Annotated in this window: 20 protein-coding genes; 12 read left to right on the forward strand and 8 right to left on the reverse strand. The window is 47.0% G+C overall.

The annotated features are described in order from the left end of the window. The 4 genes from J2X05_RS11410 to J2X05_RS11425 all read left to right on the forward strand — a co-directional run. The coding region (locus J2X05_RS11410; RefSeq protein WP_310072545.1) for a transposase at positions 1 to 684 on the forward strand (684 nt) is incomplete at its 5' end. A 162-nt stretch (positions 685 to 846) separates the two neighbouring features. Next, on the forward strand, positions 847 to 1,317 hold the full coding sequence (locus tag J2X05_RS11415; RefSeq protein WP_310072547.1) for a tetratricopeptide repeat protein: 471 nt from the start codon (positions 847 to 849) through the stop codon (positions 1,315 to 1,317). Between the two features lie 149 nt (positions 1,318 to 1,466). Next, on the forward strand, positions 1,467 to 1,748 hold the full coding sequence (locus J2X05_RS11420; protein WP_310072549.1) for a DUF6959 family protein: 282 nt from the start codon (positions 1,467 to 1,469) through the stop codon (positions 1,746 to 1,748). A gap of 1,299 nt (positions 1,749 to 3,047) precedes the next feature. After that, on the forward strand, positions 3,048 to 6,635 hold the full coding sequence (locus tag J2X05_RS11425) for a zinc metalloprotease (RefSeq protein ID WP_310072551.1): 3,588 nt from the start codon (positions 3,048 to 3,050) through the stop codon (positions 6,633 to 6,635). 129 nt (positions 6,636 to 6,764) lie between these two features. Here J2X05_RS11425 and J2X05_RS11430 read toward each other — a convergent pair whose 3' ends face one another. The 7 genes from J2X05_RS11430 to J2X05_RS11460 form a co-directional block, all read right to left on the reverse strand. Beyond that, complete coding sequence (locus J2X05_RS11430; protein WP_310072552.1) at positions 6,765 to 7,577, reverse strand: Crp/Fnr family transcriptional regulator; 813 nt, start codon at positions 7,575 to 7,577, stop codon at positions 6,765 to 6,767. Further along, positions 7,546 to 8,406, reverse strand: coding sequence for a response regulator (locus J2X05_RS11435; RefSeq protein WP_310072554.1), 861 nt, complete (start codon positions 8,404 to 8,406; stop codon positions 7,546 to 7,548). The genes J2X05_RS11430 and J2X05_RS11435 overlap by 32 nt, the downstream gene beginning before the upstream one ends. Next, the gene (locus J2X05_RS11440; protein ID WP_310072556.1) at positions 8,403 to 10,112 is read right to left on the reverse strand and encodes a PAS domain-containing hybrid sensor histidine kinase/response regulator; all 1,710 of its coding nucleotides are present in this window, start codon (positions 10,110 to 10,112) and stop codon (positions 8,403 to 8,405) included. The genes J2X05_RS11435 and J2X05_RS11440 overlap by 4 nt, the downstream gene beginning before the upstream one ends. A gap of 251 nt (positions 10,113 to 10,363) precedes the next feature. After that, a complete protein-coding gene (locus tag J2X05_RS11445) occupies positions 10,364 to 11,857 on the reverse strand; it encodes an OmpA family protein (RefSeq protein WP_310072557.1) in 1,494 nt (497 codons plus the stop codon). A 208-nt stretch (positions 11,858 to 12,065) separates the two neighbouring features. After that, positions 12,066 to 12,782, reverse strand: coding sequence for an alpha/beta fold hydrolase (locus tag J2X05_RS11450; protein ID WP_310072559.1), 717 nt, complete (start codon positions 12,780 to 12,782; stop codon positions 12,066 to 12,068). A gap of 39 nt (positions 12,783 to 12,821) precedes the next feature. Next, positions 12,822 to 13,151, reverse strand: coding sequence for a BON domain-containing protein (locus J2X05_RS11455; RefSeq protein ID WP_310072561.1), 330 nt, complete (start codon positions 13,149 to 13,151; stop codon positions 12,822 to 12,824). A 317-nt stretch (positions 13,152 to 13,468) separates the two neighbouring features. Further along, positions 13,469 to 14,248: a Crp/Fnr family transcriptional regulator gene (locus J2X05_RS11460; protein ID WP_310072563.1), complete on the reverse strand. Its 780-nt coding sequence runs from the start codon at positions 14,246 to 14,248 to the stop codon at positions 13,469 to 13,471. 141 nt (positions 14,249 to 14,389) lie between these two features. On the opposite strand from J2X05_RS11460, the gene J2X05_RS11465 reads away from it, so the two are divergent. Then, entirely contained in the window at positions 14,390 to 14,536 is a 147-nt protein-coding gene (locus tag J2X05_RS11465) for a hypothetical protein (protein WP_310072565.1), read from the forward strand. An 82-nt stretch (positions 14,537 to 14,618) separates the two neighbouring features. Next, complete coding sequence (locus J2X05_RS11470) at positions 14,619 to 14,834, forward strand: hypothetical protein (RefSeq protein WP_310072567.1); 216 nt, start codon at positions 14,619 to 14,621, stop codon at positions 14,832 to 14,834. Between the two features lie 126 nt (positions 14,835 to 14,960). On the opposite strand, the gene J2X05_RS11475 is transcribed toward J2X05_RS11470, so the two are convergent. Continuing rightward, the gene (locus J2X05_RS11475; RefSeq protein ID WP_310072569.1) at positions 14,961 to 17,228 is read right to left on the reverse strand and encodes a hypothetical protein; all 2,268 of its coding nucleotides are present in this window, start codon (positions 17,226 to 17,228) and stop codon (positions 14,961 to 14,963) included. Positions 17,229 to 17,733: 505 nt separating this feature from the next. Here J2X05_RS11475 and J2X05_RS11480 point away from each other — a divergent pair. The 6 genes from J2X05_RS11480 to J2X05_RS11505 all read left to right on the forward strand — a co-directional run bounded on the left by J2X05_RS11480 (position 17,734) and on the right by J2X05_RS11505 (position 22,486). After that, positions 17,734 to 18,105, forward strand: a complete 372-nt coding sequence (locus J2X05_RS11480; protein WP_310072571.1) for a hypothetical protein — start codon at positions 17,734 to 17,736, stop codon at positions 18,103 to 18,105. A gap of 64 nt (positions 18,106 to 18,169) precedes the next feature. After that, positions 18,170 to 19,105 (forward strand): MbnB/TglH/ChrH family RiPP precursor modification enzyme, encoded by a 936-nt coding sequence (locus tag J2X05_RS11485; RefSeq protein ID WP_310072573.1) that lies wholly within the window; start codon positions 18,170 to 18,172, stop codon positions 19,103 to 19,105. Next, positions 19,092 to 19,703: a hypothetical protein gene (locus tag J2X05_RS11490; RefSeq protein ID WP_310072575.1), complete on the forward strand. Its 612-nt coding sequence runs from the start codon at positions 19,092 to 19,094 to the stop codon at positions 19,701 to 19,703. The genes J2X05_RS11485 and J2X05_RS11490 overlap by 14 nt, the downstream gene beginning before the upstream one ends. Positions 19,704 to 19,784: 81 nt before the next feature. Next, on the forward strand, positions 19,785 to 20,003 hold the full coding sequence (locus J2X05_RS11495) for a hypothetical protein (RefSeq protein ID WP_310072577.1): 219 nt from the start codon (positions 19,785 to 19,787) through the stop codon (positions 20,001 to 20,003). Between the two features lie 178 nt (positions 20,004 to 20,181). After that, positions 20,182 to 21,072 (forward strand): transporter substrate-binding domain-containing protein, encoded by an 891-nt coding sequence (locus J2X05_RS11500; RefSeq protein ID WP_310072580.1) that lies wholly within the window; start codon positions 20,182 to 20,184, stop codon positions 21,070 to 21,072. A gap of 256 nt (positions 21,073 to 21,328) precedes the next feature. Continuing rightward, positions 21,329 to 22,486, forward strand: a complete 1,158-nt coding sequence (locus J2X05_RS11505; protein WP_310072582.1) for an MdtA/MuxA family multidrug efflux RND transporter periplasmic adaptor subunit — start codon at positions 21,329 to 21,331, stop codon at positions 22,484 to 22,486. Positions 22,487 to 22,561 lie beyond the last annotated feature (75 nt).

The following is a 22,561-nucleotide window of genomic DNA, read 5'->3' on the forward strand; positions in this document are numbered from 1 at the left end:
CGGAAGAACGTATTGGTCACTGCAGATACTGGTTTTGCGAATGAAGCCAATATGGAATATCTCCACGATAATAAAATTAATGCCTATGTTCCCGACAATAAATTTCGCATTCGCGACCCCAAATTTGCAGATCAGAAAACGAAATATGGCAAGCGTCAACCCATCAAGAAAATAAAAACCCGTTATAAAGAGGTCATTCCTGCCAGCGAATTCCACTTTGATGCGCAGACAAAAACCTGCATTTGTCCTATAGGGGAAACCATGTGGTTAAAGCGCGAAGGGACGGATCGTTATGGCAAACATCGAAAGTTGTACTTTGAAGGAAGGCTCAGCAAGTGTCGGGTATGCCCGTTAAAAACGCAGTGCATGCAAAATCCGGATTCAGCTAATCACCGTAGCGGCCATGGTCGGCAGGTATCTTTTATTATTGATAAGGAAAGAAAAAACAAATACACAGAATGGATGAAGGTGCGGGTAGATAGCGAATTGGGGAAAATGGTTTATAGTCATCGGATGTCCACTGTTGAGCCTGTGTTCGCTAATATAGGTACAAACAAAGGGCTAAAACGCTTCAGCTTGCGAGGCAGGGCCAAAGTTCAGGGGCAATGGCAGCTGTTTTGTATAATTCATAATATTGAAAAGCTGGCGAATTACGGTGATTTGACTAGAGCAAAGCGAAAATAGCAGTTAATAGCGGTTGATTTGACGTTTTTTGATTGCATTGCGTTAGTTGAGCAAGATTGATTGAAAATCAGAAAATAATTGGGCAAAGTTAGTCAATTAAATATTAATCAATTGGCTGCAGGAAAAATTAGTGGTTATTAGGTTTTTCTACGGCTTCGTTATATGAAGGCATTTATGAACTACAAAAATTTAATCATAACCTTAGTTTTTATTTTTGCCTCAGGGTGCACATCTGTTTCTGGAAAATATGATGGATTCTCTGATGTGCATGATGCATGTTACTCGTACATATATGGCTACAACAATGTTGCTAAAGACTATGAAAAAGCATTGAAATGGTGCTCTATGGCGAGCGATAGAGGTTGGGCAAGTAGCCAAGTTTTACTTGCCGAGCTCTACTATCTTGGAAATGGTGTGGAAAAAGATCTATCCAAAGCCTTAGACCTCTATATGAAAGCTGCAGATCAAGACCACAGCCATGCGTTGTTCATGATCTATTATATATACAACAAAAAGTATCCCGAATTTTCAAGTGATGAACAGAAAAAAATTGGTATCGTCTGTCTAAAAAGAGCGGCAAAAGCGAAATATAAGAAGGCAGTAGAAGAAGTTGCTTCTTTGGGCAACATATAAAAATCAGTTGCACCTAACGTATTGTAAGTAGCGCTTATGCAGTATTGCTACGCCAATTTAACCGCAACGCGCTACTTACAATCCGCAGGTGAACGCAACGTTAAGCTGGTTAAATTAGAAAAATTGTCGCATTCAAGTGAAATGGAAATATGAAATTAGAAACTGTCGAAGTTTATTCGTATGCCTCAAATAATGCTGTATTAAAACTAAGCGGCAGAAGTTTCCCTGGTTCTCTTATACAGGGTGATTCTTTAAATATTCTAGTGTCGGAAATTACTGAAGCCAAAGTCGCAATTGAGGCCGGTGACAGCGAAGAAGCAAAAGAAATTCTAATTAATGTTTTGGAGCTTCTGAATGAACGTTTAAATGTTTATGTGGAAGCTTTGAAGGCTCATAATCTTAAGCTTCCATATGCGGAAAACAAAGCTTAACAAGGTCATCAAGTGGATGGTTGGTAAGTCGCCGGTTTTGGCATGGCTTTGCCATTATCGCCAAAGCCGTCAACTTACCAACCACCACTTATAACAACGTTAGGAAGGGAGCATGACGAGAGGAAAGTTATATTCTGCAGGGTTTGCGTTGTATATGTTGTCGTTGTTTAGTCCTGTATGGGAATGTCAAAGGAACGATACCTTAAGTGGTTGGTTCGTATTAGGAACCGGATACATGGGACTCCTCTTTTATGACCCTAGATGGCTGTGCAATCTCTGCGTTCTACTGTCAGCGCTAAATCTTCCTGGAAATAATAAGTATCTTATTTCTATTTGTGTTGTTTTGTGTATAGCTGCTATTTCAACCCTTTGGGGGCCTTACTTTTGTGCTGGTGGCGGGGGTACGCTGGGGGAAGGAACTGGTATGGCATATGGTGGTTATAGTTGGGTAATTTCATTATGGTTAATGTCTTTGTCATTTTTACTTCCCATGAAAATTCCTAACAAGCGACTGTGGTAAAAAAATCAACTTACAACCTGTAGCTGAGTTTAACGATAGCTTAACAATATGAGTAGACCTAAATATTACATAACCTTTGCAGCAATAATGCTTGTTTCTATTTATTGCTCATATACAGCAAGCACCAAGCTTGTTTGCGGCTTAATTCTTGAAGAATTCTATGAAGAAACCACACCCAATAACATCAAGGAATAAATATGCTTAGCTACTACAGAAAATCAATCCCATTAACAATCGGCGTATTCTTGTCAATATTCTGCGTTATTTCACTTATAGAATTCATTAAGGCAATTGATTTCTCCGACCTGGAGTATGCACTGGACTATTTGCATTATTTATTTTTGGCAGTCATTACAGGTTTCACAGGCCTTCCGTTAGTTTTCTATGGCGTAGAAAAGCTTCAAAAGCAGTAATAGCTAACAAGCGACTGTGGTAAAAATCGATACCTGTAACGCAAATTTAGCTTGCTTACCACTCGCATTTATCCCGCACCATGGCATTTAAAATCGTCATCCTCTGCACTGCTTGCGCCCTGACTCGCAAGAGCGAATGAAAAAATCGATTTCGGCAATCCGTGTATTAAGACGCCAAGCGCTTAATCTCTTGCGTGATATCTGGCATCTCATCACCCATTTAATAACAACACCTTCTAAATATGCTACAAGAGATTGCTCCTGCCTTAATCTGAAATAACTCGCGTTTAAAATCTGTTTTCCACGTTGTACTCGGTGCCAGGCCTTAGGCTTGGCGTTATTTTTTTATAAATATAAGGATCATCTATGTGTATTAACAATCTGGCGATTAAAAGATGCTACGCATTTTTTAAGTCGCTTCACTCATCCAATCAAACGATACTATTTTTCTGCACACTATTTTTTTTCTCACTCTCTACTCATGCAGCGATTGTCACCTTTGACGTTGCTATTACGGCGCAAGGTCAAGAGACGCGTAGTTTTGAACAACGCACTTACTCTGGCCACTTTCCTTATTTTGATATTCGCGGCGGCACTTTTGGTGGATGGCCTTCACGCACGGAGTCGGTAGAGTTTTGTGTACCGACTGAAGTTCGCCAACAATGTACGATTGATACCAGCAGAAGTTCCGGCATAGGCGGGCCAGGTTATGGTATCGATGTACTGAGCATAAACTCTCCCGGCGGTGACCCGGTTCAATCCTATTCTTTAAATTCCACGACTATGTGTTTGACCTCAACGGTCACTGTTCGCGCTAAACGATTGCAGCGTGGCTGGTACGAAGGCAATCACCAGATTTACGTCACTTGCCCGGTGCGTGCGAATTGGTCAAACACTGAAACCAAAGGCACATTCACACTCGATAGTGCGAGCGGCTACAGTTACATCACCAATTACACTGGCCCGATTGGCTCACCCCAGGCGTTACCCGGCACAGCAACTGTGAATGCTGTGAACGGATACACAGTGACACTGTTAAATAAAAATCCCGCGAATGCAGTAGTGACCTCGGGTATGTTTCAAAATACACCGGCACAAGGCAACAACGGCCCGCGTTTGTACGCACTGTTTGCCGCCAATGATGTGATGGCGCGCGGTATGGAAGTAACACAAGGCGTACAAAATCTGAATAACGATATGCCCTTAGTCGCATGGCGCAGAACCTATGTGCGCGTGTATGCAAGCGCAACGAATGCGGTAACCGATATCAATGCCGAACTACGCGCATTCAGAAATGGTGTTGAGTTAGGGGGATCGCCCATTACTCCCGAAAATACAATTCCAGTGCGCAGTACTGGTATAGACAGAACACAATTGAACCATGCATTTTTATTTAAATTACCACCGCAGTGGACAGCGGCAGGCAATATTGAATTACGCACAACAGTTAATCCAACCGGATTAAATGTTGATGCCAACAGCATTAACAATACCTGGAGTGACTCTCTGCAATTCCAGAATGCGGCGATGAATGTTCACGTGGATGTGCCTTTGCGTATCCACCAAAATGGTGATCGCGATCAGCCTTATTTTATTTACGAAAACACATCGACAACCTTTTATCCCATCGTGTCCAACCTCACACGCATGCACCCAATTCCCGGACAAATCCATTTGGATTGTGGCATGAGGGCACTGCGCCCCACCATTGGACAATGGGATGTTTCTTCAAGCGGTGACTGGGGCAAAATGCTGTGGCGCGTGTCGCTGGCCAGATTCCTGAATGGTTGTGGAATTTCCGGTTCTTATTGGCATGGCATGGTACATCCTCTGCTGAACAACCCCACCAATAACGGTATTGCTTACGGCGGCAAACAAAGTTCAGTGACGCTCATGTCAGGCCAATTTAATGAGTGGTCCATGCCGCGCGGAGCTACGTTTGCGCATGAGTTAGGCCATAACAAAGGGCTTGATCATGTGTGCGCTATCGGCAGCCCCGACGACATGGACTCCGGTTATCCTTACAACGATCCTTGTTTGATGGCACAAGGTGCAGCGTCATTTTTTACAAATGGCAACGACGGCTATTTTATGATGGATGTGTATCACGACTACTGGGGATTAAATGAGCCTGCGATTCTGGGTAATTCTCCTGGTGTTGCATTCCCTGCCAATCGCCGCGCATTTCCGATGATGAGTTACAGTGCGCCGCGTTGGATATCGCCTTACAGTTATTGCAAACTGTTGAATGAGCAAGGCATCAATTGCAATAAAGCCTTAATCAGCGGCCGCAACAAAAAAACGGATAACGATGCGATTGTAAAAAACCATAGTGACTCACCGCATGGTGTAGCCGCGGATCGCAATCCTGGAGCGCCGGCTGTGCCACCTTACACTCAAGCGTATCCGATAGCTGCAGCAGTGTTACCAGCGAACTTTATACCAGCACTGGTACGCACGAATATGCCTGCATACCTATTAGTGAGTGGTCATTACAATGTGAGCAAACCAACACTCGACAGCTTTCAGGTAATGAAACTCACGAGTTTGCCGGGCGTGGCAGGCATAGAAGAAACCAATAAACTGCAAACCGCATTGCGTGCAAAAAACACCAGCGTGTATACCAATGTGGTGGTGCTCAACCAATACAACAATGCAACGTCGCGCAGCTTATTAAAGGCTGATATTGTCAGTGATTTTAATATCTCCGATGATGACTCCGGCATGCCGGATCGATTCATTACTGGCTTGGTAGAATTAGCGTCAGGTGCAACCTATTTTGAGTTGGCCTACGGTCCGAACGTGATTGCCAATTACGCAATATCGAACAACGCACCGACAATTAGCATCACGCCATTTTCAGAAGCTGAGTTGACAGCGAATTCACAGCTTCGTTGGACTGCACAGGACGCCGATAATAATCCACTCTCATTCACTCTCTATTATCGCCCCAATGCCGCGACAAACTGGCAACTTGTAGATACCGACATTACCGCTAACGTTTACACCATGCGCGATAATTTGCCGGCCACTGAAACCAATCCTTTGCGTTTTTATGCAGGCAGCCCGGCCGGGCAGTTCCGTGTGGTGGCATTCGATGGATTCCACACTGTAGCGGCTGATTCCAATCCAATTAGAGTCCCCTACAACGCACCGCGAGTGGCGATTATGCAAGGTGATGGATTAAGTATTAAACCAGGGCAAACGTTATATTTAAACGGTTCGGCTACTGACACCGAAGATGGTCCGATTCCATCGGTTAGTGAAATCCAGAACGCGATGTTAAATGGAACGCTCAATGCGTCTACTAAATTGCGCTGGACGTCCAATATCAATGGCCACTTGGGCTATGGTTCGCAATTGACTACCCGTGCGTTGTCGCAAGGTATTCATACCATCACCTTGTCGGTTACTGACAACAGTGGAGCTGTGGGTAGTGCGCGAATTACCGTGTACGTCGGAGTGGACAAAACAAGTATTACAAAAAATATTGCGCTTACAGCAACCGCTACTGCGTCATCTACTTATTGCCCCTCGCCCACAACGCCGCTGCATTGTTATTACGCCTCACGTATCAACGATGGCAGCACCAGTACCACACTCGGTGGCGTGGATAGCTGGGTTAACGTGGGTGGCGGTTTGCCCCAGTGGGTGGAGCTGCGCTGGCCGAACAAGGTGGCGATAATCAGTACCGAGCTTTATACGTCCGCTGGTTATCCAATCCAGGATTACGATTTACAGTATTGGAATGGCATTGAGTGGGTAGCGTTTAATCAGGTTCGCGGAAATACCGCCTTGCAAAACGCTTACACACTACCGACGACTGTTACGACTGACCGTGTTCGCGTGTTGGGGCTTAAAGGACCTGGAGTCCAATTAAGTCATGTCCGCGTGAACGAATTAATCGTGAATGGTTATGTGTTGGGTGCTACAGGTACCGGCCCTGCATTATGAGAAATGTTCAATGGTGTGATGAGACAGTACGCCATTGAATAAACACTTACTGATTACCCGGCCACCGGCCGGGTTTTTTATTTGACGACCACAACTGCTTTTATTAAATATGCCGCTGAACAAACACCGTCAACTAACCCCCAGCAACCGCTGCGTCTCCTTCCGCACTACCGCATAACACTCGCAGGAACATTTCTCCAAATCTTTGCGATTAATCACTGAAATATGTCCGCGCCTGTAACTAATACAACCAATATCCTGCAAGCTGGCCGCAGCGGCGGTGACACTTTCGCGACGCACGCCGAGCATGTTGGCGACTAATTCTTGCGTGAGTACAAATTCGCCCGAGGTGATTCGATCTAACGTGAGCAATAGCCAGCGGCTGAGTTGTTGCTCAACGGAATGGTGGCGATTGCACGCGGCAGTCTGTGATACCTGGGTAATTAACGCCTGGGTGTAACGCAACAAAATTTGTTGCAGTTTTCCGTTGCGATTAAATTCCGTTTTTAATTGCGATCGCTCCAAACGATAAGCGTAACCGCTGGTGTGAACCATAGCGGAACTGGGCGTGGTATTGCCGCCGGTAAATAGCGAAATGCCCACCATACCTTCATTACCGACGCCGGAAATTTCTGATGATGCGCCCGAGGCAGTTACATAGTGCAATGACACTATGGCGCTGGTGGGAAAATACGCATGCTGCAATTGCGTATTAGGCTCGTAAAGCATGTCACCGAGGCGCAAGGGCACCAGTTCCAAATGTTCTGACAGCGACGCCATGTCAGCCGCAGGTAAAGTGCCCAACAAATAATTCAGGCTGGGATTCTGCGCCTTTTCAGCGGCAAGGATGAACGCACCTTTGGGTTTTGCTGCGGCGGAATTCGCGGCCGCAGACTTGCGTAAATCCGGATTAAGAACTGGCGGTATTATTGATACTGGCATTGCTGTACACCATTTGTTTGCATTCCACGCCTATGCCGCGATAACCAATAAAACGGCATGATTGATCGAACATAGGTTCGCCACTCACGCGGTAATGCTGCTGTGAACCATCGGGATAAGTGCGACTGAATGCGAAATCGATAAAAGGTTGGCGAGCCTCTATGGCCGCATGTAATTGCGCGCGCTCTGCTGCATCCCAACCTTCGTGAGTATTTTCGTTGGCGCTGCCATCGAGGGTATCAACGCGGATGCCAAGCATATCCAGCACCGGGCCTGACACTTTTGTGAAATAACCATGTTCATCCTGCTCCCAATACCAGTCCGAGGCTAGCTCGGTCAGGCTGCGAAACCGCGCTTCACTTTCACGCAACTCCGCCGTGCGCTCTGCCACCTTTTCTTCCAAAATTTTGCTGTAATCCTCCAATTTTTTGTAAAGCAAACGCACTTCCAGCATATTGCTGATGCGCGTTTTTACTTCAAGTAAATCGAAGGGCTTGCTAATAAAATCTTTTGCCCCGGCTTGCAGCGCACGCAGTTTATGCGCGGGCTGCGCTGTTAAGACTATGACGGGCAAATAGGCATCGGTAATATTGGTGCGCAACCCAGCCATGACTTCAAAACCGTCCATACCCGGCATTTGTAAATCCAGCAGAATTAAATCGTATTGATGCTGGCGATGCAGTGCGCAAACTTCGGTTGGGTTGAGCGTTGCGGTTACATTTTTATAACCCGCTTCACTCAATAATTGCTCCAACAATTGCACATTGGTAAGTTGATCATCGACGATCAAAATCCTGGCGTTGAGCAGATCCTGAGTGGTGAGCATCATAACGCTTGCTCTGCTTGTGTTACCGGTGCTGGATGAGCATCCGCATATTTGAGTGTGAGATCGAGCGTGTCCATAAATTCATTCACTTTAATGGGTTTAGTGAGATAGCGAAAAAAACCCGCCTCCAAACCCTTGGCGATATCGCGCGGCATCGCATTAGCGCTCAGCGCCACAATGGGAATATGTTTGGTGGTGGGATCTTTCGCAAGAATAAGTAAAGCAGTAATGCCGCTGATACCGGGCAAATTAATATCCATCAAAATCATGTCGGGCAGAGCGCTGCGCGCCAGAGCAACACCTTCAAGGCCATCGCGCGCGGTAATTAATTTAATATCCGGGCGACGCGCAATCAGGTCTTCCACCAACATTAAATTCGCAGGATTGTCTTCTACATACAGCAGCAAGTGTTGCGCTGCGTCGGTTTGACGATAGGTTTTGGCGGGCTCATCGGTGACTGCATCCGCCTCGTGCATACGGGCATGGGTTAAATCCATTTCAAACCAAAATGTACTGCCTTGGCCGATAGTACTTTCCAAACCAATTTCACCGCCCATTAGTTCCACCAACCGTTTGGTCATCACCAAACCTATGCCGGTGCCCTCCTCCGCATTGGCTTCTTGCCCAAGGCGATTAAAGGGTTGGAATAATTGTTCGATTTGCTCGGGCGCCAAACCTGAACCTGCATCTTCAACGGCAATGCGAATACGACCCGGCACCCGCTCCTCGCAAGTTACCGTGACGCTGCCACCAACGCTGTTATATTTGATCGCGTTGGACAGCAAATTAATCAACACTTGTTTCACACGCGTGCGGTCGGCTTTTACAAAATGGCGCATACCTAGTGGTGGAAAAGTCACTCTGATACCGCGCTTGTGCGCTTGCGGTTCAATCATCGCCGCGCATTCCAGCATTACATCAGCAAGACCCATAGGCTCAAGTGAGAGCGATAATTTTCCTGATTCAATTAACGCGAGATCGAGAATTTCGTTGATCAATTCCAGCAGATACCAACCCGCTTGCAATATCTGGTCGATGCTGCGTTTTTGCGTGGCCGTTGGCGGTGGATTGCCCGACTCAATTAATTGTGCAAAACCTAAAATCGCACTCAGCGGAGTGCGCAATTCATGGCTCATGCTGGAGAGAAAATCGGATTTGGCAAGATTGGCTTTTTCTGCCACTGCCATCGCCTGGGTTAATTTCAACTCCGCTTGTTTGCGCTGGGAGTTGTCGGTGCCAATCAATAAATAACCGATCAAACCATCATCGTCATCGCGCAGCGGCGTAATCGATACTATCGCCGGAAAACGGCTGCCGTCTTTGCAAATGTAGGTGAGCTCGTAAATATCTTCAATGCCGCGCGATGCCTTGAACGCGAGCGCTTCAAAACCGGGTTTGATCTCCGTATTCAGCTCCAGGCTCAGCGCCTGCGCACGCTCCAGCTCCTCCTGAGGGTCATGAATATCGCTGGGGGTAATTTTATTGACGACATCGGCGGCAGCGTAGCCCAGTGTGCGCTCGGCGCCGATGTTAAATAACTGGATAATGCCGGTTTCATCAGTTGCGATAATGGAGAAATTTGCACTGTTCAAAATCGCATTTTGCAGGGCGCCAGTCTTCAACAGGGCCTGTTGCCGCTTGATTTCACTCATACTCTCTGCACTGCGTGTATTGGTTGGGGGAACAGCATTCTCTTCTGTATTCTTCATGTACCAATACCTAAAAATAAATGATTATTCAAATATAACCTGCAGGGAAAGTTGAAATTTGAACGCCTTCTCGAGGCAACCGCGAATAATCATGATTTTTTAAGGTGCTGTCTGTACGCTACCGAACATATGAGAAAAATAAATACCGCGCTAAATAGACCTCCAAAAATACAAAAAGCCAGCAATTGCTGGCTTTTTGTATCTCCCGGCTGCGCGTTAACACATGTTAACAGCGCAACGCAGAGGGATAATTACTTCTTGGGGTAAGTAAAAATCACATTTACACGGCGATTATCTTGCTGGCCAGCAGCACTGGTGTTGTACGAGTAACGACGGCTTTTACCAAAACCTTCCGCGGTTAAACGTGAACGTTCAATACCTTCGTTAGCAACCAGATAATCCACCACATTTTGCGCGCGCTTCAGGGAAATTTCCTGTGCGAGTGCGGGCGTTGTTTGCAAATTAGCAGTGTGGCCTTCAACTGTTGCAGTCACAGTTTTATTTTCTTTCAAAAATTTTGCCACCTTGGCCAATTCACTGTGGTACTCAGGCTTAACATTGGCACTGTTGATATCAAACTCAACCAGCATGCCCATAGTTACGCGTGCTGCAGCTGGCGACAGGCCTTCAATATCATTGGCACAGGCGATCACGGTATTAATGCGACGGTTGGCGCGCTTGCCATCTTCAGTTGAATTATCCGCGATCGGACGGGTATCGCCGTAACCGACGGCAGAAACACGGTTGCTCGCAACGCGCTGCTCGCGCACCAAATAACTCATCACACTTTCAGCGCGGTCACGCGACAAGCGCTGATTCGCTTCCGGCGTACCGACGTTATCAGTGTGACCTTCAACAACAGCTGTTGTATCAGGATATTTTTTCAGGAAAGTGCCAACAACTGCCAGGCGCTCCAAATCTTCGCGCTGAATTTCGTCGTTATTAATTTCAAACTGGATATCCAGGACGCTGCAATATTCTTCCGTGAGTTTTTCACTGCGCTTGGTAACAGGCTCAGCCACTACGGCTCTTGCCGGTGCTGCATTTTGCTCGCCAAAGCGATAGAGCGCACCGAGCGAATACATGCTGATTTTGCCGTTGTTACCAATCACATCATTGATCGCATAACGCTCTGCTTCAAGGCGCATGGCAAATTTTTGGGTGAAGTCATATTGCAGACCGCCGCCCCATTTAAAATCGACGTCGCGTTCGCGGCGATGCTGATCGCTAACGACATAGCCGTTGCCACCTTGAAAACGGTCTTTCGCTTCATAGTAATGCGCACCAGCACGAGCAAAAGCTGATAATTTTTCCGTCATTGGCAATGAGCCAACTAAATCCAGGTTAAAACCTCGGGTTTTAGCGCGAGTCTTTAATGAGCCTTCCGGACCTTTTACTGCACGCGAACCGAATTGGCCTAAATCAAAATAACCGGCTTCTAGCGCAAAATTATCATTGAGGTGATACCCGGCAAACAATTTGTAGCCATTGTCGCGGTCATCATCAGTAAGCGATGTTAAACCACCGCCCATTTCATCAGTGGCAATCGCGCCATCGTTGATGCTTTCATGAGTTTGGCCGATGTTCAAACCACCATACCAATTCGAAGTAAGGTCGTATTTGTTGCCGTCTTGTGCCAACAGCAGCGGGCTAGCCACCATCGCTGCAAGGCTGATAGCCATTGCAAGACGAGTTGGTTTGAGGAACTGGCTGCGCGAATGAATTTGTGTGTTTGTGTGTTGCATGTGTAACTCCGGGAGATGTGCCGTCCATGATTGCGCAGGTTGCGCAGACTGACCTTAGGCTCATTAAGTTGAGCGGCTTCTTCGGTGGTCAGTATCGGAGTTTTTAAAGGCGGGGTCGGTGCGCTGGCATACGCTGACAGCGTTATTTTTAAAGAGTTGCAATGATCAGGCAGAAATTTTTACATTTTCTAATAATAGTGATTATGGATTAACGAACAATTTTTGCAAGCCATTGTGTGAGCGCTTCGTTTACGCGGGTTGGCTGCTCCAATGCAGAGAGATGGCCGCAGTTATCGATGATACTTAATTCTGCCCATTCAATTTCAGTCACCATTTCCTGATGCAAGCCTATAGGCGTAATCGCATCATCGCGTCCACATAACACCAGTGTAGGACAGTGGATAAAGGCCAGGGAGGGAATGCTATCGATACGACCTGCTATGGCGCGCTGCTGGCGAATAAAGGTTTTGTTGCCAAGGCTCATCGCCATATCGGTAATCATGCTCACCATCTCTGCGTCTGCCATGTGCTGAGGGTGTAATTGTTTGGGCATCAATTCTTCAATCACTGCCTGATAATTACTTTCCGCTTTCTCAATCGCAATACTGCGATTTTCCAATGCAGTGGGAGTATCTGGCCGCGCACTGGTATCAAGGAGCGCCAAAGCCAGAATCCGCTCCGGCGCCTGGCGCATAATTTCCAGCGCAACGTAACCACCCATCGACAAACCGGCCAATGCAAATTGCCCCGCTGGGGCACTGGCTAAAACGTCAGATGCCATTTCAGCAATGGTGTGTCCTTTGGTTAAATCACCCACAGAGACACGTGCAATGTCCGCCAACCCGGAAGCCTGGTGTTGCCATAGACGTGAATCATTGACCAAGCCAGGCAATAAAACGAGATGCGGACATTGAGTGGTTAACATGTATTTCTCCAGCACGATTAAGAATAAATGGACAAGGAATTATTTAACTCGCATGTCATTCTTGACCGATTTAACGCCTTCGACTGAACGCGCAATGGTCGCTGCTCTATTAATGTCGCTTTGTGAGCTGACAAAGCCACTCATCTGCACAACACCTTTAAAAGTTTCCACATTAATTTCGGTAACTTTTAATTCTTTGTCTTCCAATATCGCCGCTTTGACTTTATTGGTGATCACCGTATCGTCAATATATTCACCTGTGCTTGATTGTTTGGAGGTCGATGCACAACCAACAATTGTCGCCAACAACATTGCCGCTAAAAAAGCAATGCCAAAAAATTTGAAAGTAGATTGATTAAACGTATTCATTATGAACTCCAAAATTGATTAATAGTATTTCGTATAGTATGTCGTATTGAAGTCTGATGATTTAACACCAACAATTCTGTTCGCCAGAACACAGAGAGTGTAAAAAGGCAAAGATTAGCAGCCAATTATTATGTGCGGTTGCGCACCGACAGTAATTGGTACGGACGACAAACTAAAGCTGTTAATCACTAACCACTGGTCATTAACACCCATGCGGTTCCACCGGCAGGATGCAGGTCGCATACGCTCAATGCATGTCAATGGAATGGTAATGTGTTGTGTCATGGAAATGAGTACAGTGCGGTAAGAAACACTCTTCACTGTACACACGGAGGTAATCTGACCACACCAGGCCGGAGTGCCGGGCGCAGCGATGCAGCAGGTGTCAAAGGGCTTGGCATTAGCCGGTCAGTTTCTTTTTTTACCACGGCGTAACATTCACAGCTTAGATGTTCAAGTTGAGCGCGATCCAACACAGTAATTTGTCCGCGCGAATATTCGATTACGCCCAATTTTTGTAATTTGCCAGCGGCCTCAGTTACGCCTTCACGCCGCACACCTAGCATATTGGCAATAAGTTCTTGCGTCATGGTCAAGCGATTCGTTGGTAAACGATCAAGCGACAGTAGCAGCCAGCGACAAAGTTGTTGATCAATAGAGTGATGGCGATTGCATACCGCCGTTTGCGCCATTTGGGTAATTAGCGATTGTGTGTAACGCAAGAGCAACATCAGCATTTCACTGTGGCGATTAAATTCTTCTTTAAATTTGTGTGCGAGCAAACGATAGGCATAACCACCACTTTGGATAATGGCTCGGCTCGGCGTGCTTTCACCGCCCATAAATAAAGCAATGCCAATAATACCTTCCCGGCCGACCACAGAAATTTCAGCCGATGCGCCATTTTCCATCACGTACAAAAGGGACACTATGCAATCAATGGGAAAATACACATGGCGCATGGTATCGCCCGATTCGTAAAGCACTTTGCCTAAAGGTAAGGCTACCAGTTCAAGGTTGGGCGTTAGTCGCGCGTGCACCTCGTGGGGTAAGGCAGCAAGCAGATGATTGATCTGTGGTTTAGGCGGTTGAGGCATAGTTAATTCTCCAAGTGATGATAGTGAGCTTCCAAGTGCGCGAATAATACGGCAGCGCTAATGCTCGCTATGTACGCTATCGAACAGACTACTCCCAATTGACTGGCAGCAGTTTTTTAATTCAATTAAAGAGAGAAAAAAATGGCTGGAATGATTGGATTTATGCTCGTTATTGTTGGTGCTATCGGTTTTGCGTCGTCTTACGGCTGGAGTGGACTGTTCGGATTTTTACTCACGGCAATTATTATCGCGCTACTTTTACGCGCCAGAAAGCTACGCCGCATTTGATCCTCGACTGTTTTCGCCATCGACCTATTGAGTGCCCCCGCACTGGCGGTCACCAAAAAAAGCCTTAAAGGCATTTGGCACAATGCAAAGCGGTCGCTATGCTTATAAGAAGGTTACAGCAGTGCATTGCAACCTTGCGCGACCAAAAGATCCTTCCTTTACCTATCAGCGGAGAATCATTATGAGCAAGTCACACGACACCAAAAAAGAAGGCAAAAAACCTGCCACCAAAACCGCGAAAGAAAAGCATGATGCCAAAAAGGCAAAAAAAATCGAGCAAGCCCACAGAGAGTTTTAATACTCAACCATATTTTTCGATTATGAAAGAAATCAGGCTAATGCATTTGCATTAGCCTGTTTTTTTATAGCGAAGATTTTTACCCTATATGCTTTGTAATGTTGCCTTTTTATAACAGTTCCTGGCTTATAAGGGCTCCAGCGCGAAGGCGGCCAAATCTGATGCATCCAGATACGAGAGCCGATCATAGCCGTTGGTTGCCAGTGCGGTTACATACACATGTTCAGCAAAAGCAGCCTTTCCTCCAGCAACACAAACACCTAACAATTGCGCGGGCGAAAATCCCTCGCGGTAAATGCTATTGCTATCGCGCGTGTAATTATCCGCATTGCCAATCACCATGCCACTGGCATTGGTAAAGCCTTGTTGCAATGCATCATTGCAGGTGCCTTTTTTCACCACAAAACTAAAGGTTGCAAAATTGTGTGGATGATAGGCGCGGAAGGCAACTTCAATATTGGCATTAGGCGGATAAGGCACAAAGCCACAGCAGTCAGACGAAACTTCGCTGCCATTCACTTTGATTTTATAAATCGTCGCTTCACAGCGTTGGTTATCCACACGTGCACTCATGGTAAAGCCATCGGCATTGGCACCGTTCACTAACAAATACTCATCCGGTGCATCGATGGAAGGCGCAAAGCTGGTGTAGTGCGGCACTTGGAAAATGTGTTTTGGAATTACTGCCAATTTGTTGCCGTTGACATCAAACAATTCCAGCACAAATTCGTACAGGCCATCGGCAAATTGTGTTGAATCCACGCTCGCCGTAATGGTGTTTTGATCCCAGAGCGGGCTCAACTCCGGCGCATTAACCGGATTGGATGCCGGAAATGCAGGCGGGATTATGTATAAATCATCCTGGCCGTTGAGCGATACCGGACCCAACTTAAAGGTATTCTGTCCAAAATGTTTATGGTTAAGTGCATCAAAATATTCATAGGTATAGGCCTTGTGTAGCGCCTGGCCTTTATGCAGAGACATTAGCGCAATTGCAGGTGAATTGGACAAATCCGCATTGCGCAATTGACGATAACTCCAGCGATAATAGTACATGCCATTCGCGGGCAAACCACTGCCAAATTGCACAACAAAATTGAGTGTGCCACCAAACGGCCGGCGATAATTATCCAGCGCACTGCTGCCACCGGTCATAAACACATCGGTCAAACCCACATGGTTAAATAATTTCCCCTGGATCACCGAGTATTGATCAGCCTGTTTGATATGGTTAACGCTTGCGCTGGAACCAATGGTTTTAATCCACACAATATCGCCATCAATGACATCATTACATTCCCAGCGCACACGCGGATCGGTAACGCGGATTGTGACTGAACTGCCGCACAGATAATCCCAATAAGTATTGCAAGGCACCGAGGGTTTATAAACGGTTGTCCAGACACCATTGATTAAATATTCCACCCAAAAATACAAATCCGGTTTGTCACCATCATTCCAATAATGGAAAGTGACATCAAAGGCGCCGTTCAAATCGGTATAAGCCAAAGCGACTTGGTCGTAGCGGTAAAAATACGGCCACAGCCAGGAGACATGGCAAAAATAGGGATGGAAAAGCGCAAAGTTTTCGATCAGCGCCTGGCGGATCGCTGCAACCTTGCCGGAATTTAATTGGCTGAGAATTTTTGGTGACGACAACAGCACCGACTGCGCTGCACTTAACGCTTCAGGTGCAGCGCGTAGATTTGACGAATCATTTACTGCCGTTTTTTGCAGCGCTGCCAGCGCCGACGAGCGCACTGGAAATTCAGATACCGCATCAAACTGGAAGCGCGGCGGTAGCGGTTGTGGATTCAGCTCAGTTGCCACCGGGCCGATAGGATCAAACGGCTCAGGTTCCGGAATCGGAAATGGCCATTCCGGCCGGATAACAATTTCCGGAATTTTAGCGATGATGCGATCCGGAATTTTTTGTATCCACCAGCGGATGCGGTCAACTTCGCATATATGTACACGCGCATGGCAAATGCCGCGATCTTGCGTGAGCGTACCGAGCGAAAAATTTTTAATGACGCGCCCGCGCACCCGGCAGGAGCGACGCAACCAAAGCAGCGGATAATCGCGGGGAATTAACACCGGGTTGAGAAGCCCTTCGCGGTTGAAATCCAACACCACTTCAAAAGGTTTGAAACGCTCAAGCTCAGCGATAGTGGCAATGTCATCTATCGCTTTATCACCTGCAGGAGCGACCAACACTTTATACAAGCGCGGGTTCGCGCCCGCCGTTTTAAACTCCACGGCTTCACCGCGCACGGCGGTTTTTTCCAGCAACTTACCGCTGCGGGAAAACAAAAAAGCAACCAGGGGAATATCTTCCTCCGGTTTTCCATCGAACCTAAGCGGAATAACAAGATTGTCAAATGATGTGTTCATGAAAAAATCCTCTCAAGAAAAATGTTGGCCTTAATAAGCAAGGCGTAAAACACATTTACGTAGTGAGGAAAATTGCTGTATTCGCCAGCCGGATAAATGCTTCACCGCAGCTTTCCCAAAAGGAAAACCACGCTGCACTACAAAGGCGCGACGAATAAGAAAGATAAAAAACACTAACCGGCAAATTTCCTTTTACGACTGGTGAATGGTTCCACAGCCACTGGAAGTATCTCCTCTGGCGCTTCATCCCTGGTGCATCTGCGGAAGCGCCTTCATCCCAAAGGCAACGACTACCACACACTGTGATGCTAAGCCTCCATACACACAGAAAGCTGTGATTTATTCATATCCCGTTCGGGTAATTAATCACAGTAAACAGCGCTCTTTTTTCACCGCCATCGCTTGCAGAGAAAGAGAATAATTTGAGGTAAGGGCAAAACGCCTTTCACTAGCAAGGAGGCAAGTTTTGTTCTTTAATCCCATTAATCTTTTTAGGAGAAGGACCATGTCAGAAGATAAATCAGTAGATACCAAAATCGATGAATCTGCCACTAAAGAGCGTCGCGATTTTTTGCGCAACTCAGTGCTGGCAGCAGGTGCGGTGGCTACGTTGGCGGTAGCGGAATCTGCCAGCGCGCAAACCTGCTATGACGCGGGTGGCAATGTGATAAAAGCCACCGGCACTCAGGTTATCGATGTCGCCTTTAATAGCAGTGACTTGGTAATGGATGATTTGTACAGTGTCATCAAACAGCTAGGCAAGCTGACCGGCTGCTTAAATTGCGGCTTTAACGGTTTTGATTTACGTTTTCGCATCAATCCGGTAATTCGCCTGGATACACGTATTCCCGCTGCTGCAACCCTGTCACAACGCTAAGCCTTTTTTTGCGCCGGTAAGTGCCCAGCGCATTTATCGGCGCGATCAATGTCGGGAGAAGGAAATGCTGCCACAAAAATCACTGCGCAAACTCGGTGTAGGGATTAATTATCACTGGGATTTTCAAGATCTCATCTACACTCACCTCGACCGTATCGATTACATCGAAGTAAGCCCGGACATTTTTTGCGAAGAAGTTATCGCAGCAAACAACAGCCGTCACTTTCAGCTGGATACGCGTAAATTGCAGGACGCACTCGCACTGGGGCGCAAATGCCCGGTGATTGTACATGGACTCGGTTTATCGCTCGGTTCTGCCAGTGGTTGGAATGCTGACTATTTAACGATGCTCGACAATTACGAGGAACAACAACCTTTTTGTTGGCACAGCGAACATCTGGGTTTTACTCTGGTAAAAAATCCGGATGGATCGGAAGACCATGCTGGCTTGCTGTTGCCAATGCCGTTTACAGCAGAAGCATTGGATTTACTTTGCCCGCGCATCCAACATTTGTGTACACGTTACAGCGCACCTTTCCTGATCGAGAACACCACCTATTATCTGCCGCATTTTTCCAGCCATGCACAGGCTTGGGATGAAATTGATTTTTTAAACCAACTACTCGCCCGCACAGATTGCGGACTCTTACTCGATTTATATAATTTTTATTGCAACGCGATCAATTTTGGCTTTGATCCTTACGCGGCATTGGCCCGTTTACAGTTTGATCGTGTGATAGAAATTCATATTGCCGGTGGCGTTACTCATGAGGGTTTTCTATTGGATGTACACAGTAGTGAAGTGCCGGAAGAAGTATGGGCGCTGCTCGAATGGATTTTGCCGAAGTTGCCCAATCTTTGTGCCATCACCTATGAGTTACTTGAACAAGCATTGCCGCTAATGGGCGAGGCTCGCATTATCGCGCAATTGGATCGCTGCAAATCCCTGTGGAATTATTATCTGGATTGCCGCAAGGAGTTGGACAATGTCGCTGCTTGATGTACAGCGCAGTCTGGTGGGTTTGACGCGCGGCTCAATGGGTGCGTATGAAAATGCCCTTCAGCTCACACCGGGTGAGCAGGAATGGTTAACGCAGATTCTGGATTCAAAAGGGTTGCAGGTTACCCAGCAAATTCAGCAGTGGTGGCGCATGAGCCGCGTATGTTCAACTGCCCCCCTGACAATAGAATTACTCAAACGCACTGGCCTTACCGACGTGATTGTTGAATACATCACTAACCAACCAGTACGCACCTTATTTTTTGCGGCGGAGCTGGAACAGTTTAAACAATTTTTAGAAAACCACGCACAGGTCGATACCACTACTAAAACGCTGATTGCATTTGAAGCGGGCATAAAATCCGCTAGCCAACTGGCGTCTGCCAATTTAACGACACCGACTTTTTCACTATCGCTCAAATTTGAACAGAATCCGCTCGAACTTTTTACCGCCCTGCTCACGGGAACGCCGTTGCCCTCCGCAGATTCCCAAGGGTTTCAACTTGTTGTTGATTCAACTCTGGAGACGTTATGGCGCTGCTATCGCAACGGCGCCATCTCAACACATTCGCCTTATGAACAAGTTGCCGCCCGATAACACTGGGGGTACGCCAGCGAACAGACTATCTCTCCGCCAAAAATTACAATGAAATCTGTCTATCACAACGAGCAATACATCATGAACACTACAAAAATAATTGCCATCGCCCTGCTTGTCCTTGGCATATTAGGTTTAGCTTACGGCGGATTCAGTTATACCAAAGAAACTCACGAGACCAATATCGGGCCGCTGAAGCTGAGCGTTAAAGAAGAGCAACGGGTCAACATTCCCATTTCATTGGGTATTGGCTGCTTGTTGTTTGGCAGTTTGTTGTTGGTATTGCGCAATAAATTTTAATTCTCCGCCTCGCCAGAGCGCGTACGCCGTGCGCGCAATAGAATAAAATCCAATCTTGTTAACAACACCTCTATGCGCTATCACCCCGGATAGCCTACACTTCGCTCACCAGTCATTTTCTGGTTGAATAAAAAACTACACCTCCTATCGCTTCCAATTAATATCCGGGTTTTATTGAATGCACCAATTCATGTGGATACTTGTGCTGGCAATTATTGCCGGTGTTGCCAACGCTCAAGCTCCTGCAAATCCCGCCCCACAGACCTTGGTTGTGACGCATAAACTCCCCGATTTTGGCGATTTAAAACGCAAAACCTTCGAGCAGCAGGTTATTCAATTGGCACTGGAAAAAACCCAGAAAAAAGTCGGTGCATTTGAGATGGTGCCTGTGAACGTCATTTCCCGCACCCATGCCATAGCTGCACTCAGCCAAAACCTCTACCAAAATTTTGTGATGGTACTCAGCTACGAAGATGCGCTGGTAGAGAGCGGCAACCTTATCTATATTCCGTTTCCCGTCGAGTTAGGTGCGCTGAGTTATCGCATCTGCTATGCCAATAAAAAATTCACTACGCAAGTGCAGCAGATTGAAAATTTAAGTCAGCTTAAACACTACAAAATGGGTGTGGGCGCCGGTTGGCTGGATGCAAAAATTTTACAGCACCACGGCGTGCCGATTGTGGAGGGGAGCAATATCACCGGCCTGTTCCGTATGACCCAAGCCGGCCGCGCTGATCTATTCTGCCCCAGTCCGACCGAATATTTTCATGAGTTGAAGACGGCCAAAATATCCGATCTTCAATTGGAAAATAAACTCGCCCTCTATTATCCCCTGCCTAAATTTTTGTTTAGTCACAAGAGCAATCAAGTACTGATGGATCGCCTCAAAGAAGGTATTGAGATCGCCTATAAAGATGGCTCTTATCAACATTTATGGCGCGCAGCGCATGAGGAAGATTTAAAGCGCGCAAAACTGGACGAACGCCATTTTATTAACATGGACAATCCTTTTATTACGACACTGAAGGATGATTACAAACAGTATCTGTTCAATCCGCTTACATATTGAATTGATCGACCACCAGCCGGTGCTCGCCATCAAACACCGGCAGGCACCACCCCTATCTGCAAAAAAACCCTCCTCTCTGTAACCAAACGTCGGGAAATGTAAAAAGCATTGCGGGCTTATTCCTTGCATACTAGCCTCACAACTTAATGCGCCACGTTTCAATTGCTGGCTTTTCAACAGAAAGATTGCACCAGCAACATAAGCCGATTGTTTACTAAAAGAATTGCTTCAAATTAATCAACTGATGGATATGTTCATGTTTGCGTCTGTAAATCGTTTGTCGCGCGGCCAGCGCTGGTTGGCGGCTATCGCTGTGGTTCTCGTCTTGCTACTGGTGTGGTTTTTTGGTGTGCGTAAACCAGCGGAAAAACTACCGCCGCCACCGAATCCCTGGATGGGACCAACGCCGGTGCATGTGGTGAAGGCAACCAAAGAAGATTTGAAAGTGCATATAAAAGCGATTGGCAACGTAGCGCCACTCAATACGGTGACAGTGCGCAGCCGCGCCGATGGGCAATTGCTGCGAGTGTTGTTTGAAGAGGGGCAGCAGGTGAAAGCAGGCGAGTTATTGGCCGAGATCGACCCGGCGACTTATAAAGTCCAACTGGATCAAGCGGAAGGGACGCTGCAAGAAACCCGCGCGCAGTTAAAAAATGCGGAAGAAGACTTACGTTTATACGAACAACTGCTGACCAAAAATTCCATCGCCAAACAACAGTATGACAAGCAGGTTTCGCTGGTAGAGCAATTGCGCGGCACACTGAAAAATCATACCGCACAGCTGGATGACGCGCGCCTGCAGCTGTCTTATACACGCATCACCGCCCCCATTACCGGGCGCTTGGGCTTGCGCCGGGTAGATGTGGGTAATCTGGTAAAAACCGGCGATGCCAACGGCTTAGTGACTATCACCCAAACCCAGCCGATTGCGGTCTCTTTCACCATACCGGAAAACCAATTGGTGGCCGTGCGTGGTGCATATTTGGCCGCTGAAAAAGCCTCTACCGCGTTACCGGTTGAAGCCTGGGATCGCACTGAGCAGAGTTTATTGGCCACCGGCAAACTCACTACACTCGATAACCAAATCGATACCGCCACCGGTACCCTGCGCTTGAAAGCCCAGTTCGACAACACCGACGACAGCCTCTTCCCCAATCAATTTGTGAATGCGCGCCTGCACTTGAGCACACTTGATGGCGCTGTGACCATTCCTATCGATGCAGTGCAATACGGGTCCAAAGGGACTTATGTGTATGTAATTGAAGAAGGCAAAGCCAAAATTCGTCCGATTAAATTGGGCTCACTTGAAGGTCCGCGCACCTCCGTATTGGAAGGTTTGACCGAAGGTGAGCAGGTGGTGTTGGAGGGGATCGACCGCCTCTGGGAAGGCAAAGAAGTGAAGGTGATGGAATAACGTAGGTTGCTGCGGGCCGCGCAGGCTGAGGAACGAACCTCAACGTGACCATCTCGCCACCTGCACCGAAACTCT

It is taken from the genome of Cellvibrio fibrivorans (genome assembly GCF_031457055.1).
Lineage (GTDB): Bacteria > Pseudomonadota > Gammaproteobacteria > Pseudomonadales > Cellvibrionaceae > Cellvibrio > Cellvibrio fibrivorans.